This window comes from Vibrio profundi (genome assembly GCF_005281835.1).
Taxonomy (GTDB): domain Bacteria; phylum Pseudomonadota; class Gammaproteobacteria; order Enterobacterales; family Vibrionaceae; genus Vibrio; species Vibrio profundi.
Window position 1 is genome coordinate 620,082 of sequence record NZ_RZIS01000002.1, and the last position, 19,166, is coordinate 639,247.

Genomic DNA, 19,166 nt, shown 5'->3' on the forward strand with positions numbered 1-19,166 from the left:
TAATTATAATTTTTTAAAAAGAAAGAGAGCCGAGGCTCTCTTTTTGAGTATTGAGACAGGTTCAATTAAAACAGCCTTTCCAAACATTATTGTTGTGTATCTTCGGTTGTTTGAAACTTTTGTGCCGACCAAGCGTACAATAATTCGAGCGCGATGGTGGCCCCTGCTAACGCGGTAACATCGCTTTGGTCGTACGGTGGTGCGACTTCAACCACATCCATACCAACAATATTAACGCCGGCTAAACCGCGTAGGATTTTCAGCACTTTGTCGGAGTTCAACCCACCGCAAACCGGTGTTCCTGTTCCGGGTGCGAATGCTGGATCCAGACAGTCGATGTCGAACGTTACATACACTGGTTTATCACCAATGATGTTTTTTATTTGTGCGACAATTTCTTCTGCGCTTAGGTCATTGGCTTGCATTGAATTAATAACATTAAAGCCATGGCCTTCTTGCTCGTACTCAGTGCGAATACCAATTTGAACCGAGTGCTTCGCTGAAATTAGCCCTTCGTTTGGCGCATGATAGAACATAGTGCCATGGTCATACGCACTGCCATTGGAATAGGTGTCGGTATGGGCATCGAAGTGAATCAATGCCATCTCGCCATGGTGCTTAGCATAAGCGCGCAATATTGGCAGGGTAATGAAGTGATCACCACCTAGCGCCAACATGGTTTTACCGCTCTTTAGAATTTCAGACGTTGCTGCTTCCAATCGATAAGTAAAATCTTCTGCATCGCCACAGTCGAATACCAAATCGCCCGCATCAATCACGTTCGCGCGTTCGAATACGTTAAAGTCCCAAGGGAATTTTTTGCTTTCCCAAGCGAGGTTAACCGAAGCTCGGCGAATCGCATCTGGCCCCATACGAGCGCCAGGGCGTCCCGATGTCGCCATATCAAGCGGCACACCGAGCACTACTACATCGGCGTCGGCGCTTACTGGGTTTTTCACGTAAGGGCGGCGCACAAATGTCATTGCATTTGAGTACAGTGAATAATCAGTTTTGCTAAACAAATCATTCATTTAGAAATCCTCTAAATAAGTATAACCACTTAAGCCTTGCTCAAGTTCATCGAGCACGTTTTGTTGCTCTTCAATCGCAACTCGTTGGCTTACGAGCTCACGGTAATTGGTTCGAATTTTGTCTACGTCAATGTGAACGTAGCGCATCATATCTTCAACTGAATCGCCTTCATTAATGGATTCGATCACTGCTTTACCGCTTTCATCGACGTTGACTACTGCGCTATGGGTGTCACCAAATAGGTTGTGCATGTCACCCAAGATCTCTTGGTATGCTCCCACTAGGAAAAAGCCCATCAGATACGGTTTGTTTTTATCAAAAGCGGGTACTGGCAATGTGGTTTCGATGCCTTGACCTTCAACGTATTGTTCAATCGCGCCATCTGAATCACACGTAATGTCGAGCATTATAGCGCGTCGGTCTTCTACGTTTTCCAAACCGGATAGAGGCAATACAGGGAATACCTGATCGATACCCCATGCATCTGGCAGTGATTGGAATAGCGAAAAATTCACAAAGAATTTATCGGCTAGTCGCTCGTTCAACTCATCCAAAATCGGTCGATGAAAACGATTTTTGTTGCTCATTTGGCGGCTGAGCTCGAAGTAGATACGCAGAGACAATTGCTCTGCCCACGCTCGTTGCTGGAGGTTTAGCAGCCCCATCGCAAACTGCGAGTGCACTTCGGATAAGTCGCTTTGTGTATCGTTGTAAATCTCAATCAATGCACGAGCGTCAGTCCCGTCTTGTAAGTTTTCCCAGTTGCGCCACATGTTTTGCAACAGCGTAGGAGCAGCCTGCTCTGGAGCAATCATTTCTTCTGGATGGTACGTTTCGTTACCAATCACATTGGTGATCAACACCGCATGATGAGCAGTAATAGAGCGACCCGATTCCGAGATGATGACCGGCATTGGCTGTTCATATTGCTGACACACATCGCCCACAGTGGAAACAATGTTTCTAGCGTACTCGGCGAGCCCATAGTTCATCGAGTTCGAAGACTGGCTGCGCGTACCGTCGTAATCGACGGCCAAGCCGCCACCAATGTCGAAGAAATCAATATTGGCGCCCATACCGCGCAGCTCACAGTAGAAGCGAGCTGACTCATTCACACCATTGCGCACATCGCGAATATTGGCCATTTGCGAACCTAGGTGGAAATGCACCAATTGCATCGCATCCAATTGTTCTTCACGCTTTAAACGTTCAATGACAGTCAGAACCTGAGACGCCGATAAACCGAACTTCGATTTTTCGCCACCACTGGCTTGCCATTTACCAGCGCCTTGAGAAGCAAGTCGGATTCGAATACCCAAGCGTGGTTTTACACCAAGGTTTTTCGCTTCTTTTAGCACTAAGTCCAGCTCAGATAGCTTTTCTAAAACGATGAATACTTTGTGTCCTAGCTTTTCACCGATTAGCGCTAGGCGAATGTACTCTCTGTCTTTGTAGCCGTTACATACAATAACGGAGCTGGCTTGCTGAGCTAACGCTAGTACTGCGAGTAGTTCGGGTTTGCTGCCGGCCTCTAGCCCAAGCTGTTTGGTTTCAAGCTTTGCTTGGCTAGCTAAAATCTCGTCAACGACTTCTTTCTGCTGGTTTACTTTAATTGGGTAAACCAACAAGTAGTTGTTCTGGTACTGGTACTCTTCAATCGCTTGGTTAAATGCTTGGCAAACGTTATGCACTCGCTGGTGCAGAATCTGCGGGAAGCGAACCAGAACTGGTAGGTTTAGTTGACGTTCTTCCAGTTGATTGACGATGTTGCTAAAAGGCACTTGGTGCGTTTTGTCGCTGGTCGGTGATATATACACTTCACCGTTGTCATCAATACCGTAGAAGCCTTGGCTCCAGTGTTGAACATTGTAATCAGCGCGAACGCGGTCTAGTTTGGATACTTGTTCCACAGCTTATCTCGCAAGAACAGAGAGAAAAATCTGAGTTCAGAATGTTCTGAAATCACACCTGCTTTGGGCTAGGTCAGCCTCAAAAGTCAGGCGCATTAACGGATAAAATAGGTGTGGAGTCTAATGATAAATATTTGTCGTCTAGACAACTATATTTGATGACCTTTAAAGGGAGATCGCGCAAAGCTAACCAAGGTTGTGATGATTTCTATTCTTTTCGATAAGCAGCAACGCCACGTCTCTAAAATAGAATAAATACAACTTACGCCCACTTTGGCTTGGGAGCTCGATAGGGTGCATTTTCAAGCGAACTTCATCGGGAAGATCAAGAATCAAGCTGTTGTGAATCATTCCCGAATATTGCCGGGTCATTTTTTTGTTTTTGAGGTTTGAATTGAATGCGTTCCACTCATAAAGAGACTGCATAGCCAGCAAGCCTTGTTCGGATTTGACGATGTCGTTACTTACTAGAAAGTGATTCCCGAAGATGACTTCACCGCTACGTTCATAGCTTTCATGTAGGTTAGAGTTCGCAATGTAGGTCGCCTGAACATTCGCCTGAAACAATATCTTCTGATCAGCGGACTGAAAGCCCAAAAGATAGCCGATAAAAAGCGATGCAGTTCCTAGGCCAATGATGAGGCAGTATTTAAATGGTGCTTTCATGGAATTTCCATAAACTATTATTCAGCCCTTCAATGAGTCCATAGTTGGCTTCAAAATTAATACTCATTTGTTTCTTTATTGAATAGAACACATAAGTATATTTACTATTATTTTCTAATATATAGATGTCGACTTGGCAGTCATCATCCAATAGCACTTTAGGCGCAAAAGCACCTTTAAGTGATATTGGTTCAATATTTTCTTGAAGGTGGATGTCGATATTGTGATTGTTGGGGAAAGGGTTTTCGTAGGTGACAAATTTAGCCGTCTTGATATTCCCCAAATATTCACTTCCTGGACTTCTCAATACCCCTAATATGTACCCCGCAACGAAGAGAAATACGATTAGTGCTAAGTGTTTGTAGAGTGATTTATGGTTTGTAATTAAGGTATATATTGATTGGCTATTTTCTGAAGCGGCGCCTTCGCTCTCATGTAGAGAATCATCGCATTGAACAAGTTCACTCGAGATCATGTAACCGCTTTTGGCGATCGTTTTTAGCACTTTCTGAGCTTTACCGTCATCACCAAGCGCTAGTCTAATGCTAAAGATAGATTGTGTAAGGCGAGCTTCAGAGACGAATTTACCTTCCCAGGCGATTTCGAATAATTGTTCTCGAGAGACCGGTTTATCAAGGTTATTCAACAAGATTTCTAGAATGCAGTAATCAGCAGCGCCAAGTTTGAAAGTGTGCTCTCCATCCGACACAGAACGTAAAGATGGTATTAGATAGCGGCCATTAATAAGCCAATTGTTGTTTATGGGATCAGTGTTTGTGGTCATCGTTTTTATATAACTCGTTTGAACTATTAATTTTAAAGCGGGGGATTCAATAGCAATGAGTATTTCGATAATTATGCAGTCCAAATTCGTGACTATCTAGCCTCAATCTGTGACCGCCGTTCATTTATTGAGATTATAGGTGTCTATTTTGTGAATTGTTAACAAGTATCCATTTTTAATATTTATTGGTGCTCATCTGTTTAGTTGTTATTTCTATGTATTACATGTGATATGAAGTGCCTGTTTAGCTTTTTTTATATTTTTATCCATAAATTTAATTTTTAAATCATGCATAAATCCGCTTCGACGAGCTTAATAAGAGGCTCGAATTGAACGTGTTTAAATGAGGATGAATAAAACGTAATAGTTGAAGGTTAATTATTCATCATAATTTGATTTGTATGCTTTAAGGTCTGCATGGAATTCGAACGTTTAAATACTTTATTTGAGTTACTTATTCACCGAATTCGGTAGGAAATGACATGATAAAAAATATAACGGCAGTTGGCTTTGCACTCTCGGCAATCATTCCAAGTATTGCACATTCACATGGGTACGCAGTGTACCCAGCAGCAAGACAGCAGATCTGTCACGAACAAGGCGGTTTGTGGGGGGACGGTTCCACCATTCCAAACCAAGCTTGTCGAGCGGCATATCAAGAGTCTGGTGAAGGTGCATTTAACAACAAAAATGGTTATGCGGCATTAGTTGTCGACCATACTAATCCAGACGCAGTAAAAGCAGTCATTAAAGATGGCGAACTGTGTCATGCCTCAATTGCAAATTACAGCGGAATGGGCGTGGCGTCTGAGAACTGGCAGCGTACTGAGTTAGTCTCGGGTGATACGATTAACTTCCAGTATCGTGCAACAGCGGTTCATAACCCTTCTTACTGGGAGCTATATATTAGCAAACCGGGCTACAACGCAGCGAATTCAAGGCTAACTTGGGATGACGTTGAGTTGTTCGCGACGCAAGAAGATGTAGCGCCAGTGAAAATCAATGGTGAAGACCATTACCAGTTTGAAATCAAACTCCCTGAAGGGCGTGATGGTGAAGAAGTCACTATTTTCAGCCGTTGGCAACGTGTCGACCCGGCTGGGGAAGGCTTCTATAACTGTTCTGACGTGAAGTTTGTTGGTGAAGCTGAAGTACCGGAGTGGGGCGAAATTGCACAGTACGTTCAACCGGGCTTTGAAGCGGAAGTCGATCGTGCGGTTTTATTCCGTATCTTTGATAAGCAAGGTACTGAAATCGTTGCGGAAAGCTTCCCTATTGATACTAGTAATGTAGACCAAAGTGTTTGGACGTATGAGCTAGCGGATAAGATCAATACAACTTACTCGCATACCGCAATGGTCGGCATTAAGCAGCCATCTGGTGAAGTGGAATATGACGATTCGAACCTGTTCTTTAACAAGGTTTACACGAAGAACCCAGATTACAGCTACTCACTCGATATCCGAGATATTGAAGTACCACCACCAGCAGAGGTGAAGGTTTCTGGTGTTGAGAGCACGTATTACCTATCAGAAGGTGAAGTAACCATTACGCCAACCGTAGCCACTGAAGGTCACAATGTACTAGTGAACGTTAAGGTGATCAGAGCGGATGGAACACAAACTTGGCTAAATAGCGCCATTCTTCATGGAAAACCTGTTGAGCTTCCAGTGAAAGCACATGTTGAAGGTATGCATACGCTAGAAGTAACCGCGAGCTACAACCAAGAACCAGAGCACCACGTAGTATTCTCTGAACAGTTTGAAGTGAAAGCTGAAGGCTCAGCCGAATATGACTACGTTTACCCGGACGGAATTGGCAGTTACGTAGAGGGTGAAACGGTTGTTCTAGGATCTGACGGCAATACCTATGCTTGTCGCGAATACCCATACGGTGCGTGGTGTAATATTGACGCACCAGCTTACGTACCGGGTGAAGGTGAAGCATGGGAAGATGCATGGACTAGAAACTAACCTCACATTTACAAGCTTAATCTGATTAGTGATTAAATAGCGAAAACCTCGGCTCTGTCCGAGGTTTTTCTTTATGTTACGAACCGACAATAGGTGACCGAGTGCCTTGATGAATACTGGCTAGATATTGCCCCGGAGTAACGCCTAAAGCTTTTTTAAAGTGACGATGAAGGTGGCTTTGATCGTGGAACCCGCACTCTTGAGCGGTATCTGAAATGGTGTGCCCAAGTTTTAGCTTTTGTTTTGCGAGTCGAATTCGAGCTTGAACTTGATACGCATGTGGCGGTAAACCAAAGCGCTGTTGAAATGAACGCGCCATATGGTAAGGGCTTAACCCAGCGAGTTTTGCGAGCTCTTCTAGTGAAACATCGGCTTGTGGAAAGTCGTCAATAAACTCCCTCACTATTTCAAGTCCAGGAGTCGAACTAGGCATGACGTCTTCTGAGCGCGATTTTCCATGACGAGCAATGAGCTTAACCATTGCCGCATACATTACCGTTTCTCTCAGAAGTCGATTAGAAGATGTCGCTAAGGTGCTGAACAATAGCCTAAGTTGACTGGCTAATTCTGGGTCATACACCACGGGTTGTGGAAAATACGGTGCCCCAGAGAGCTTGCCATTCAATTCTTGGGTAAGTTGACTAAACTGTTCTGGCAGAGGGTACATTGCTTTGTATTCCCAACCACCTTCAGAAGCTGAATGACCATTATGCACTTCATCTGCGTTCACTAAAATAATGCTGTCTTCAGGCGCGATATGATTACCGCCAGTTCGGAAAAAGCGTTGTGCACCTTTTTCAATTACTCCAATGGTGTAGCCCTCATGGCTATGACGAGAGAAGTTTTGCTTTTCGTATTTTGCTTCTAAAACTTCAATGCCGCCGAGCTCTTCAGCAAAGCTGAATACCGCCTCTTCCTTGCTTTTTTTAGTCATAATGCGCTCCTTACCAACCATAGTGTAACGTACAACGGCAATTTTCTTTTGTACAAAATTGCTGTTGTAAGCCGAGAAAGCCGAGTTCGAATATTCTATTGTTAAGAACTTTCTTGGTACTTAGTGCTAACTCGGTATGCAATCGATAGATGTAAAAAGTACAGTGCTTGTTTGTTGTGGTATAAAGTTCTAGATTTGAGTTTTGTGTTAGTTTAAAATCCGCGCCTTGTTTTTATAAACTACTATTTTCATGATCGATTTAGCCATTTTACCAGTCTATTTGACTGCCGTTATTGCTCTACTGTTGTTACCTGGACCGGATATGCTTCTGATAGCGAGTTCAAGCATCAGTTTCGGGCGAAAAGTAGGTGTTTTTGCGAGTTTAGGGAATGCAACATCTGGGGTGATTTTAACTGTACTAGCGGCTATGGGCGTTTCAGCCTTGATCGCTATGAACCCATTAGCTTTGCAAGCTCTTCACCTATTAGGTGGCGCGTACTTGTTGAAAATGGGCACAGACTGTTTACGAGTTCAGCCGGATAGTGCGCCAAGCTTGGATGAGAACTCAGCCGCTGCGAAGACTTATTACCAGCGAGCGTTGGTGAGTAACCTTTTGAATCCAAAAGCGTTGGTGTTCTTTGTCATGTTTTTGCCTCAATTTGTATCAAGTAACATCACAGCTAGCTCTGGTGAGCAGATGCTATTTCTAGGCTTACTTCTGAATGTGTTGGGCTTAACGTTCAACTTCTTATTGGTTGGCTTAGTGGGTAGCGTTGGTAAGCGCTTGCTAGAGAGTGATAACTTCAGAATGTATCAGCACAAGGTAATGGGTTGTGTTTTTATCTCATTGTCTTTATGGATGCTGAGTAATCTATTGATTCATTAATGAAAAAATTGCGTGAATTTGTAACTATAAGACCAGCTTCGGCTGGTTTTTTTGTAGGCAATTAGTAACATGGAGTTCAACACGTTTGTGAGGTAGAAATATGGAAATAGAAGTTATTGCTAACCCTGCAGAATCGGATGTTAGCGCTGTTCATCAAGGTATTAAGGATTTCAATCGCCCGCACTTTCCGGATGTCGACATTGTACCGTTAGGCTGTTTTATTCGTGATGAGAATAAGAATATTATTGCTGGCCTAACCGCTGAGTGTTTCACGACTTCATTATTCATTAACTACCTATGGGTCTCTCCAGAATACAGAGGCGACAACTTGGGTGGTCGTTTAATGAAACGAATAGAATCGGAAGCTCTTGCTCGAGGCGTTGAAGATATGTGTTTAGATACTTACAGTTTTCAAGCGCTTGACTTCTATTTAAAACAAGGCTTCACGCAAGTTGGGGAATTCACCAATTATCCGACGAAAGGAATCAACAAGTACTTATTGCAAAAGTGTTTGTAGATTGAACAGTAGAGTGAAAGCATAAAAATGGACGAGTTAACTCGTCCATTTTGGGTGTAAGGGTGAATGAAATTAAACCTTTGCTAACTCAGCTTGGTGAGTTTCGATCAGTTTTTCCATGTAACCTTCAGCTCTAACAAGCGTATCACTGTATTTTTCACTACCTTCGAAATCGGTTACGACTTCGTAGTAAACCTTGAGTTTAGGCTCTGTGCCAGAAGGCCTAACAATAATGCGATAGCCGCTCTCAAGGTGATAAATCAGCACGTCACTGGCTGGAAGGTTGATCGCTTCGGTGCTGCCTCCCACATTGAAGCGCAATGATGCCTGCAAATCCTCTATAGCCGTTATTGCGATGCCAGCGATTGCTTTGGGTGGCTTGGCTCTTAGCTTATTGCCAATCGGCGGTGATTCAGGGTTAAGCGCGATACTTTGCTGAGCATTCACGTGGACGCCATGTTCGAATGAAATCTTCGCGAGTTCATCCCACACTGTTTTGCCTTGATGCTTTAATTGAGCAACCATTTGAGCAAACACCACCAGTGCTGACAAACCGTCTTTATCGCGAACTTGTGTACCTATCGTGTAACCGAGTGCTTCCTCATAGGCAAATAAGAATTCATGTTCATCATCTTCTAACTGCATTCCCACATTCGCTAGCCATTTGAAGCCAGTGAGTGTTTGGAAATACTGAGCGCCATGAGATTTAGCCACTTTTTCCAATAGAGTTGACGACACAATACTATTGCCGACTAGTTGCTGCTTTTCATGAGGTAGTGAGAGTAAGTAATTAGCAAGCAGTACACCGACCTGATCGCCAGATAGCATTTTATAGCTTTCATCAGCCTGCCTGATTGCTGCGGCAAACCGATCGGCATCTGGATCATTGGCACAAGCAATGTCGGCTTCAACACTTTCTGCCAGTTTTAAAACCAGATCCATGGCGCCGTCTTCTTCAGGGTTAGGGAAGTTTACGGTTGGGAATGTCCCATCTGGTTCTTTTTGCTCTGCAACACTGAAGAAGTTACCGAAATCATTGTCATGAACAAGATCTTCTGCCATTTGTGCCCCGACACCATGCATTGCAGTGTAAGCAATAGTGATCGGGTGGTATTGAATGGGTTGGTTGATGAACGGGTTTTCATTGATCGCGGAACGGTACGATTCGTAATAATCTTTTTTCAGCCAAACTAAGTTGCCTTTCTTTTCAGCATCACTTAGGCACATTAATGGGATCGGTTTGGTTGCCGCGATATTAATTTCTGCTGCGATGCCAGAGTCGTGCGGAGGAATAATCTGTGCCCCGTTTTCCCAGTATACTTTAAAGCCGTTGTATTCAGGTGGGTTGTGACTTGCTGTTACCACTACAGCCGCCGCAGCATTAAACTTTTTGATTCCAAAAGCGACAATTGGTGTCGCGGCGACATCATGAGTTAGATAGACCTTGATCCCTAGTGCTGTTAGCACTGAAGCGGTATCGTGAGCAAATTGCTTCGAATCGGTACGGCCATCATAACCTACTACAACACCGCGACTACATGCATTGGCTACGTTATCGACCAGATAGTGCCCAAGCCCCGTCGCGGTTTCTTGAATGACTAGTCGGTTCATTCGGTTTGGTCCGCAGCCCACTTTACCTCGAAGCCCGGCAGTCCCGAACTCCAATCGACGGTCGAATCGATCACTTAACTCATCGAGCATTTTTTCATCGATTAGAAATTGTAGTTCTTCGCGAGTGCGTGGATCCGGATCTCTCGCTAGCCAATCTGTTACTTGCTGCATCATAAATTAAACCCTTATGTTTCGATGGAAACACTATAAATGATATTCATTATCAATTGCGAGAGGGCAATCGTTAAACTGTGTTTCTCAGAAAATTAGACTAATCTATATGTAAAGGGATGCGTATTGATACCTTTTCCAGTGAGAGTAGAAACAACCTTGAACAATCTCAGTTCTCTAACTAGCCTTTTAAAATAAATATAACAAAAAGTGCCGAGTTCGCTGTTTTTTACGAACTTTTTCTCAAAAGCGAGTGATCAAACAAGGTCACTTCATTCGGGAAACAGACGTAATAGCCATTGGTGAGATGTGACTAAGGTCGAGCGAGTCCAGTCTGACTGGAGATGAGGAGATGTCTTTTGAAGAGATTACTGATCACTCTAATGTTGTTTACAGATTTAATGTTGGTGGGCTTTGCAGCTCCCGCTATATCAGCGGAATCTGATTACAATATGACACAAGGCGTGACGGAAATTAGCGGTCAAGTTTACGACTTACATATGCTGATTTTCTATATTTGTTGCGCTATCGCGTTGGTGGTGTTCGGCGTGATGTTCTATTCCATCATTCATCACCGAAAGTCGAAGGGCGCGGTCGCTGCCCATTTTCATGAAAGCACCAAAATCGAAATCCTCTGGACCATCATCCCTATTTTAATTCTTGTCGCAATGGCAATCCCCGCAACCAAAACCCTTATCGCAATGGAAGACACCTCTCAATCTGATCTGACAGTAAAAATTACTGGCTCCCAATGGAAATGGCATTACAGCTATTTTGGGGAGGATGTGGAGTTCTTCAGTTTGCTTGCGACCACAGACAAGCAAATTGAAGGTGTCGAGGTGAAGGGCGCTAACTACTTACTAGAAGTGGATAACCCGCTGGTTGTGCCGATCAACCGAAAAATCCGTTTCTTAATGACTTCCGATGATGTGATTCACTCTTGGTGGGTTCCAGCATTTGCTGTGAAAAAAGATACGGTTCCCGGTTTTATTAATGAAGCCTGGACCAAAATTGATGAGCCGGGTGTGTATCGTGGTCAGTGTGCAGAGCTTTGTGGCCGCGCCCATGGCTTCATGCCTATCGTTGTTCATGCCATGGAAGAAGCAGAATATGACGCTTGGCTTGTGGCAAAGAAAGAAGAAATAGCGCTTGCGAAGCAGCAGGCTCAGGATGCGCTAGGCCAATCACTTTCAATGGATGAGCTTTACGCTAGCGGTGAAGAGATATACAAGGCGCGATGTGCTGTGTGCCATCAGGCAAATGGTGAAGGTATTACAGGGGCGTTCCCTGCAATCAAAGGTAGCGCGATTGCGTTAGGGGATGTTTCAACTCATATCGATATAATTGTGAATGGCCGACCTGGAACGGCGATGCAGGCGTTTGATAACCAACTCACGGAGCAAGAAATTGCAGCGGTTGCAACATACCAAAGAAATGCGTGGGGCAATGATACTGGGGATGTAGTGCAAGCCTCGGATGTGAATGCGTTCAAAGCAGAGGCGAGTGCCAAGGAGGAACAATGAGTTCATCTAGCGATAAGTCAGTGAAATCCTCACCAGTTGTTGATGCTGAGTCGAGCGGCAGCAACGCGAATTTGTCTTCAATGGCGGACCAAATTGATTCGCAGGATAGCCATGAAGAACATCACGCCCCTACAGGTATTACAAGGTGGCTATATTCGACTAACCATAAAGATATCGGCACACTCTATTTGTGGTTTAGTTTTATCATGTTTCTCATTGGCGGAGCGATGGCAATGGTCATTCGCGCCGAACTATTTCAACCGGGATTGCAGCTTGTAGAACCTGATTTCTTTAATCAGATGACAACTGTTCATGGGTTAGTGATGGTGTTCGGCGCTGTGATGCCTGCGTTCACAGGGCTAGCCAACTGGATGATCCCGATGATGATTGGCGCGCCTGATATGGCGCTGCCACGTATGAATAACTTGAGCTTTTGGATCTTACCTTTTGCGTTCTTGATTTTGATCGGATCTCTATTTACTGAGGCTGGTGGACCTAACTTCGGTTGGACTTTCTACGCACCGTTATCCACTACCTATGGCCCCGACAGTACTGCTCTGTTTGTATTTTCAGTTCATATTATGGGGATCAGTTCGATCATGGGGGCGATTAATGTGATCGTTACCATCGTCAATATGCGTGCTCCGGGAATGACGTGGTTCAAAATGCCAATGTTCGTCTGGACATGGTTAATCACAGCCTTTCTTCTCATTGCCGTAATGCCGGTGCTCGCAGGAGCGGTAACCATGGTGTTGACTGATAAATACTTTGGCACGAGTTTCTTTGACGCTGCGGGGGGCGGAGATCCCGTGATGTTCCAGCATATTTTCTGGTTCTTTGGCCATCCTGAAGTCTACATCATGATTTTGCCGTCTTTCGGTATTGTCTCTGCAATTATCCCTGCATTTAGTGGTAAGAAGTTGTTCGGTTATCACTCTATGGTGTACGCAACGTGTAGTATCGCGCTGCTGTCATTCCTAGTTTGGGCTCACCATATGTTTACTACCGGGATGCCGGTGTTTGCTGAACTCTTCTTTATGTATTGCACCATGCTGATAGCGGTGCCAACTGGGGTTAAGGTGTTTAACTGGGTCGCGACAATGTGGCGCGGAGCGTTAACTTTTGAAACGCCAATGTTGTTCACGGTTGCCTTTATTGTTTTATTCACGATAGGCGGGCTTTCAGGGTTGATGTTGGCCATAGTGCCAGCGGATTTCCAATACCACGATACGTACTTTGTGGTGGCTCACTTCCATTATGTATTAGTTACTGGCGCAGTATTTTCAATTATGGCGGCGGCGTACTATTGGCTTCCTAAGTGGACAGGGCACATGTATGACGAACGCTTGAGCTTGTGGCACTTCTGGTGCTCGGTGATTTCTGTGAATGTGCTTTTCTTCCCTATGCACTTTTTGGGGCTAGCTGGAATGCCGCGCCGAATTCCGGACTACGCGATCCAGTTTGCTGATGTGAACCAGATTGTTTCAATTGGTGGCTTTGCCTTTGGTCTTTCTCAGCTGATTTTCTTATGGCTGGTTATCAAATGTATTAAAGGTGGTGAAAAAGCACCCGCTAAGCCGTGGGATCGTGCCGAAGGCTTAGAGTGGACGGTACCAAGCCCTGCTCCGCATCATACATTCACGCATCCACCTAAAATTGATTGAGTAATGCTATGAAGTATTCAGAATCAAAAAGGCCACAGCCAGACACAGAAGAGCAACCACAAGCTAGTGTTCCTGCTGAGCGTCCCGTTAAGTCAACGAAGCGTTTAACTGCTTACTTGTGTTTAAGCGTGATTGGGATGTTCGGATTTGGGTTTGCGTTGGTGCCTTTATACGACGTGATGTGCGAGGCTTTAGGTATCAACGGTAAAACCAATACGGTGTCGGCCATTCAGCCACAAGGAATGCAGCCAGATTATTCTCGTAGTATTCGAGTGGAATTTATGGCGCATATCAACCCCGATATGCCATGGGAATTCAAACCGAACAAAGTGACCATGGATGTACATCCTGGGCAGGTCATTCAAACTAATTATGTGGCAGTGAATCGATCTGGGGATACGTTAGTGGGGCAAGCCGTTCCTTCTGTCTCGCCCGGTAATGGGGCTGTGTACTTCAATAAAATAGAGTGCTTTTGCTTTAATCAGCAGTTGTTGAATGCAAAAGGGACAGCAGAAATGCCACTCATCTTTTATATCGAACCTGATATTCCAGAGTCGATTCATACGTTAACTCTGTCTTACACCCTTTTTAATATTACAGACTCGGAACAAGGTCAGCAGGCGCAAAGCCAGTCGCTTGTTCGTAGTGATGTGAACAAGGAAGAACGAATATCAACACAAGGAGTTGAGCTATGAGTTCTAAACAAGATCCTTATTTTGTTCCTACACACAGTAGTTGGCCGATTGTAGGCGCCATCGCATTGTTTCTGCTAGCCGTGGGGGCAGGATTAACGGTGCAGAACATGGGTACCGATTCTGACGGTAGCATTATTGGTAAAGTGGTGTTGTTTGTGGGCTTTGGCGTGCTGCTTTATATGCTCGCTGGGTGGTTTAGCAATGTTGTCACAGAATCTTTGACTGGTATGTATTCTGAACAAATCGCACGTTCTTTTCGTCAAGGGATGAGTTGGTTCATCTTCTCGGAAGTCATGTTCTTTGGAGCTTTCTTTGGTGCTCTATTTTATGCGCGGTTGATTTCGGTGCCTTGGCTAGGTGGTGCTAGCAACAATGAAATGACTCATGAAGTGCTATGGCCTGCTTTTAATGCAATATGGCCGTTAGTCACAACGCCAGATGGCACCGAAACTGAAGCGATGCCTTGGCAAGGAATCCCACTGAAGAACACGGTATTGCTGCTGTTGTCTTCTATTACGTTGCATATGGCTCATATTAGCCTTGAACGGAATAAACGTATGGCACTGATCGTTTGGTTGGAAATTACCATTGTTCTTGCGGGTTTCTTTTTGTTCTATCAAGCAGAAGAGTACATACACGCCTATCAAGAAATGGGGTTAACACTTCAATCTGGTATTTATGGCAATACATTCTTTTTACTAACGGGCTTTCATGGTTTACACGTCTGTTTAGGGACGATCTTTTTGATCGTACTTCTGTTTAGGATTGCTAAGGATCATTTCACTCCTAAAAATCATTTCGCTTTTCAAGCGGGAAGTTGGTATTGGCACTTTGTTGATGTGGTGTGGCTATGTTTGTTTATTTTCGTATACGTACTTTAGTTTAGAAAGGGCGGGGGTTGGGTTGGATCCAGCCTGAAAGTAACGCGATAAAGAGCAACACGACAACAATTGCAGAGATGAGAACACGACGGCCGAGGTAGTGGCTTATCGGTTTACTGTCTTCTTCACCTTTAACGATATGAAAAAGGGCTTTGGCTAAGTTGAGCATGATGAAGAGCAAGAACAATACTAAAGCGATTTTAAATATGAGTGATGCAATCATTAGCACTCCTAGTCGTATGGTATTGATGCTTAAAAATGCTTGGCAATACAAGGGCGTATTATTAGCTGCTGTATTAACTGTGGTCACTCTTTCGGTATTGGTCAAATTGGGTTTTTGGCAATTATCGAGAGGGTTTGAGAAACAGCAATTAGAGAATGCCTTGCTCGAACGTAATACAAGTGAATCGCAATCGCTGACCGATGTGATGAGCAGTATGAACTATAAGGATTTGTCGGAATATACAGGTCTACTCGTAACTGCTGATATCGAGCCAATCGAGGGCGAAATCTACTTATTGGATAATCAAACGTTAAACGGAACCGTTGGTTACATAGCGTATCAATTGGTGAAGACGCGAGGAATTCCTCAGCAGTTTCTGCTAATTGACTTGGGTTTTGTTGCTGCTGGGAATCAGCGTGATCGCCTTCCTGATGTCGAAATCATGAACCTGCCCAATAGTGTAACTGGGCGTTTGTATTACAAATCGGAGAACCCATTAAGTTCTCAATTGGGGCTGGAAGACACATCTCCAATGAGGGTTCAGAATCTCAATTTACTTGAGTTGGGAGAACAGAAACAGGTCGAACTGTTTCCTATGGTTCTTCAACCCACAGATTGGGTAAATTGGCCGCAAGAATTTGTATGGAAACCTGTAACGATGAAGTCAGAGAAGCACTTTGGTTACGCGGTACAGTGGTTCACCATGGCTTTCGTGTTAACGGGAATTATGTGTACGGTCAGTTGGCGATATTTTACTCGCTCTAAGTCGACTCAATATGACGAATCATCACCAAAACAAGGACGACAATAATGGAAAGATCACCAACGAAAGGTCGCATGATGTTGATTGGGTTAGTTGTTGTCTTTACGCTACCAGCAATTATTGCCAAAGTAGTGTTATCCCAAAATTGGTATGAATCTGGGGTGACGAATTATGGTGAGCTGGTGGAGGGGCAGGTCAACATGTCGTCACTAGGAATAGAAGTGGAAAATCAAGGGTGGTTACTTGGTTATGTGGTTCCGGAAACTTGTTCGGATTTGTGCCAAAAACAACTTCATATTCTGAGCCAAAGCCATATTGCTCTCGGTAAGTATAAAGAGCGTGTTTCTCCGACGTTACTTGTCACCAATCAAAGTGATCCGTCGTGGTTGTTGGAGCAAAAAGAAAGCTCTGTTCAGTTGATGGCAGAAGAAATTGCTCCCTTACAGGAAGCGACCATCGTTATCGTCGATCCGCTTGGCCAGTTAGTGATGCAATATCCAAGCGTTAAAGATGAATCTGAGTTGGTCGCACAATCTAAAGGCATGCTCAGCGATTTACGTAAGTTATTAAAGTTATCCAGAGTGGGGTAGCGAGTTAGCCCTGAATTACTAAAGCATAAAATAAAATGGATACGGTTGTTGGCTAAAAAGTAAGGATACGCGATGGACAAACAAGCACCAATTACACTTATTCGGTTGGTTCAGTTGAGTTTAGTCATGACATTAATTGTGATTATGCTTGGTGCCTATACGCGACTATCCGATGCAGGGTTAGGATGTCCTGATTGGCCTGGATGTTATGGGCAGCTATCTGTGCCAACCGAAAGCCATGAAATTGAAGCCGCGAATTCACTCTACCCAGAACGAGCAGTAGAACAAGGCAAAGCGTGGCTGGAAATGATTCATCGTTATTTCGCAGGCACTCTTGGATTATTGGTGTTCGCATGCGCATTTTGGTGTATGCGGATCCAAGGGCTACCGAAAACGCTACCCATTGTGATCGTCGCAACGGTTATTTTACAAGCTGCTCTTGGTATGTGGACAGTGACGTTAAAACTTATGCCAATCATAGTGATGGCGCATTTGATTGGCGGCTTCACGTTGTTTTGTCTGCTTGCTTTGCTGTGCTGCAGTTTACGTAATGTGCAACAACATATCGATCATCTTCATATTGATCCAGCGCTCCGATATTGGGCAGTAGCGGGTTTAGCTGTGCTTGCGGGACAAATCTTCTTGGGGGGCTGGACTTCATCAAATTATGCGGCGCTGATGTGTACCGCTTTACCAATATGCGAAGGCGATTGGTTTAGTTACCTTGATTTTGAAAATGCTTTCAACATGCTCCAGCCTGGTCATGACAATTATGAATTTGGTGTATTGGAATACCCAGCCAGAATGACAATACACGTGACCCACCGCTTAGGCGCTATCCTCACTTCTTTGCTATTGCTTACTCTCGTTTATAAATTGATTCAACAACATAGCGAAATCTTAAATCGTGCTGGATGGTTTATAACCGTGATGTTGATTCTGCAAATTATGTTAGGTGTCAGCAATGTGCTGTACCAACTTCCGTTAGCCGTGGCGGTATTGCATAACCTAGGAGCAGCGTTGTTACTTGTGGGTGTCGTAGTGACGAATTACTTGCTGTGGCGACCACAAATCAAGTACGTGGATTTAGGAATTAATCAAAACCGAGGAGCCGACTATGATGGATAAAGCCTCAATAGCTAAACCCATTCACTATTCGCAAGCAGGTGAATTAGAGCCGGTATCGGCTTGGCGGGTCTATCTAAAATTAACTAAACCAAAAGTGGTTGCGTTAATGTTGTTAACGGCCTTGGTTGGTATGTGTCTTGCGACACCGAATCAACTGCCTCTACAACAAAGTATTTTGGGCATGTTAGGTATTGGATTAATGGCAGGCTCGGCAGCGGCTTTTAATCATCTAATTGATAGGCGTATTGATGCCCAAATGCTACGTACTCATAAGCGCCCATTGCCTTCGGGTGAGATAAACAGCGTAAAAGTAATGTCCTTTGCAACCAGTATCGGTGTGCTAGGTTTTGCGGTTTTATATGAGTGGGTGAATGTACTCACCGCTTGGCTGACTTTTGCCAGCTTGCTGGGCTACGCCGTTATTTACACTATGTATTTGAAACGAGCGACTCCGCAAAATATTGTGATAGCAGGTATTGCAGGAGCGATGCCTCCATTATTAGGCTGGACGGCAGTCACGAACGAACTTCATTCTAGTGCATGGTTACTCGTGATGATCATCTTTATTTGGACACCACCTCACTTCTGGGCTTTGTCTATACATCGAAAGGATGATTACGCCAAAGTTGATATTCCAATGCTTCCCGTTACACATGGGGTGGAATACACCAAAACGTCGATATTTCTATACACTATTCTGTTAACTTTAGTGTGTATCATGCCTGTGTTGGTGGGTATGAGTGGATGGTTTTACTTGGTGTCCTCCCTCATCTTGAACGCTGGTTTTATCCATTCTGCATGGAAGCTCAAGTACAGACCTGAGCCAAATTCAGCGATGGCGACATTTAAGTTTTCTATCTACTATTTAATGTTTTTATTTGTGGCGCTACTTCTCGACCATTACCTCATCTAGCCTTTTCCTTATGCGCGCAGCCAATAAAGGCTGCGTTTTTTCACTTCTCTTTTCAGCCTTCCAAAACACGCTTTAGGTCATTTAAGGTAAGATTGTTGGCTCCGGCACGGGCTAAGTTCCAAGTTGTTGCGTCTATTCTACTGATTAATTAGTAGTCTACAGATGTGTGTAAAAAATAAGTTACACTGTGTTTATAATGTAAAACATAAAAAAAATTGCGTTCTTTTGAAAATAGTGATTGAAGTTGTGGTTTTTAGTAGATAAGTTACACGTAACAAGAAAATAAGTGCTGGTTAATCTGT

Annotated in this window: 18 protein-coding genes; 11 read left to right on the forward strand and 7 right to left on the reverse strand. The window is 44.1% G+C overall.

The features are described from left to right. Positions 1-86 precede the first annotated feature (86 nt). From speB to ELZ11_RS07680, 4 genes are all read right to left on the reverse strand, one after another. Complete coding sequence (gene speB / locus ELZ11_RS07665) at positions 87-1,031, reverse strand: agmatinase (protein WP_137356789.1); 945 nt, start codon at positions 1,029-1,031, stop codon at positions 87-89. Then, positions 1,032-2,942, reverse strand: a complete 1,911-nt coding sequence (gene speA, locus ELZ11_RS07670; protein ID WP_137356790.1) for an arginine decarboxylase — start codon at positions 2,940-2,942, stop codon at positions 1,032-1,034. A gap of 186 nt (positions 2,943-3,128) precedes the next feature. Then, positions 3,129-3,608 carry a hypothetical protein gene (locus ELZ11_RS07675; RefSeq protein WP_137356791.1) on the reverse strand — a complete coding sequence of 160 codons (480 nt, stop codon included), beginning with the start codon at positions 3,606-3,608 and terminating at the stop codon, positions 3,129-3,131. Continuing rightward, a complete protein-coding gene (locus ELZ11_RS07680; RefSeq protein WP_137356792.1) occupies positions 3,592-4,476 on the reverse strand; it encodes a winged helix-turn-helix domain-containing protein in 885 nt (294 codons plus the stop codon). The genes ELZ11_RS07675 and ELZ11_RS07680 overlap by 17 nt, the downstream gene beginning before the upstream one ends. A 398-nt stretch (positions 4,477-4,874) precedes the next feature. On the opposite strand from ELZ11_RS07680, the gene ELZ11_RS07685 reads away from it, so the two are divergent. After that, complete coding sequence (locus ELZ11_RS07685; protein ID WP_137356793.1) at positions 4,875-6,365, forward strand: lytic polysaccharide monooxygenase; 1,491 nt, start codon at positions 4,875-4,877, stop codon at positions 6,363-6,365. Between the two features lie 76 nt (positions 6,366-6,441). Here the strand turns inward: ELZ11_RS07685 and ELZ11_RS07690 are convergent, their stop codons facing one another. Then, a complete protein-coding gene (locus ELZ11_RS07690) occupies positions 6,442-7,299 on the reverse strand; it encodes an AraC family transcriptional regulator (RefSeq protein WP_137356794.1) in 858 nt (285 codons plus the stop codon). A 250-nt stretch (positions 7,300-7,549) separates the two neighbouring features. On the opposite strand from ELZ11_RS07690, the gene ELZ11_RS07695 reads away from it, so the two are divergent. Together ELZ11_RS07695 and ELZ11_RS07700 are read left to right on the forward strand one after the other, a co-directional pair. After that, positions 7,550-8,185, forward strand: a complete 636-nt coding sequence (locus tag ELZ11_RS07695; protein WP_137356795.1) for a LysE family translocator — start codon at positions 7,550-7,552, stop codon at positions 8,183-8,185. 100 nt (positions 8,186-8,285) lie between these two features. After that, a complete protein-coding gene (locus ELZ11_RS07700) occupies positions 8,286-8,702 on the forward strand; it encodes a GNAT family N-acetyltransferase (RefSeq protein ID WP_137356796.1) in 417 nt (138 codons plus the stop codon). A 72-nt stretch (positions 8,703-8,774) separates the two neighbouring features. On the opposite strand, the gene ELZ11_RS07705 is transcribed toward ELZ11_RS07700, so the two are convergent. Then, positions 8,775-10,484: a phospho-sugar mutase gene (locus ELZ11_RS07705; RefSeq protein ID WP_208746697.1), complete on the reverse strand. Its 1,710-nt coding sequence runs from the start codon at positions 10,482-10,484 to the stop codon at positions 8,775-8,777. Positions 10,485-10,843: 359 nt separating this feature from the next. Between ELZ11_RS07705 and coxB the strand changes: the two genes are divergently transcribed. From coxB to ELZ11_RS07725, 4 genes are read left to right on the forward strand one after another with little or no spacing between them, the layout of a single operon-like run. Then, positions 10,844-12,007 (forward strand): cytochrome c oxidase subunit II, encoded by a 1,164-nt coding sequence (gene coxB / locus ELZ11_RS07710; RefSeq protein WP_167494644.1) that lies wholly within the window; start codon positions 10,844-10,846, stop codon positions 12,005-12,007. Further along, on the forward strand, positions 12,004-13,671 hold the full coding sequence (gene ctaD / locus ELZ11_RS07715; RefSeq protein WP_137356799.1) for a cytochrome c oxidase subunit I: 1,668 nt from the start codon (positions 12,004-12,006) through the stop codon (positions 13,669-13,671). The genes coxB and ctaD overlap by 4 nt, the downstream gene beginning before the upstream one ends. Positions 13,672-13,679: 8 nt before the next feature. After that, positions 13,680-14,366 (forward strand): cytochrome c oxidase assembly protein, encoded by a 687-nt coding sequence (locus tag ELZ11_RS07720; RefSeq protein ID WP_137356800.1) that lies wholly within the window; start codon positions 13,680-13,682, stop codon positions 14,364-14,366. Continuing rightward, entirely contained in the window at positions 14,363-15,247 is an 885-nt protein-coding gene (locus tag ELZ11_RS07725; protein ID WP_137356801.1) for a cytochrome c oxidase subunit 3, read from the forward strand. Before ELZ11_RS07720 ends, ELZ11_RS07725 begins: the two co-directional genes overlap by 4 nt. Position 15,248: 1 nt before the next feature. Here ELZ11_RS07725 and ELZ11_RS07730 read toward each other — a convergent pair whose 3' ends face one another. Continuing rightward, the gene (locus tag ELZ11_RS07730) at positions 15,249-15,470 is read right to left on the reverse strand and encodes a DUF2909 domain-containing protein (RefSeq protein ID WP_137356802.1); all 222 of its coding nucleotides are present in this window, start codon (positions 15,468-15,470) and stop codon (positions 15,249-15,251) included. Between ELZ11_RS07730 and ELZ11_RS07735 the strand changes: the two genes are divergently transcribed. The 4 genes from ELZ11_RS07735 (at position 15,454) to cyoE (ending at position 18,864) form a co-directional block, all read left to right on the forward strand. Beyond that, positions 15,454-16,281: an SURF1 family protein gene (locus ELZ11_RS07735; RefSeq protein WP_167494645.1), complete on the forward strand. Its 828-nt coding sequence runs from the start codon at positions 15,454-15,456 to the stop codon at positions 16,279-16,281. The genes ELZ11_RS07730 and ELZ11_RS07735 overlap by 17 nt on opposite strands. Next, positions 16,281-16,823, forward strand: a complete 543-nt coding sequence (locus ELZ11_RS07740) for a hypothetical protein (protein WP_137356804.1) — start codon at positions 16,281-16,283, stop codon at positions 16,821-16,823. Before ELZ11_RS07735 ends, ELZ11_RS07740 begins: the two co-directional genes overlap by 1 nt. Before the next feature lie 72 nt (positions 16,824-16,895). After that, positions 16,896-17,951, forward strand: a complete 1,056-nt coding sequence (locus ELZ11_RS07745; protein WP_137356805.1) for a COX15/CtaA family protein — start codon at positions 16,896-16,898, stop codon at positions 17,949-17,951. Beyond that, positions 17,944-18,864: a heme o synthase gene (gene cyoE / locus ELZ11_RS07750; RefSeq protein WP_137357040.1), complete on the forward strand. Its 921-nt coding sequence runs from the start codon at positions 17,944-17,946 to the stop codon at positions 18,862-18,864. Before ELZ11_RS07745 ends, cyoE begins: the two co-directional genes overlap by 8 nt. The last annotated feature ends 302 nt before the right edge of the window (positions 18,865-19,166 follow it).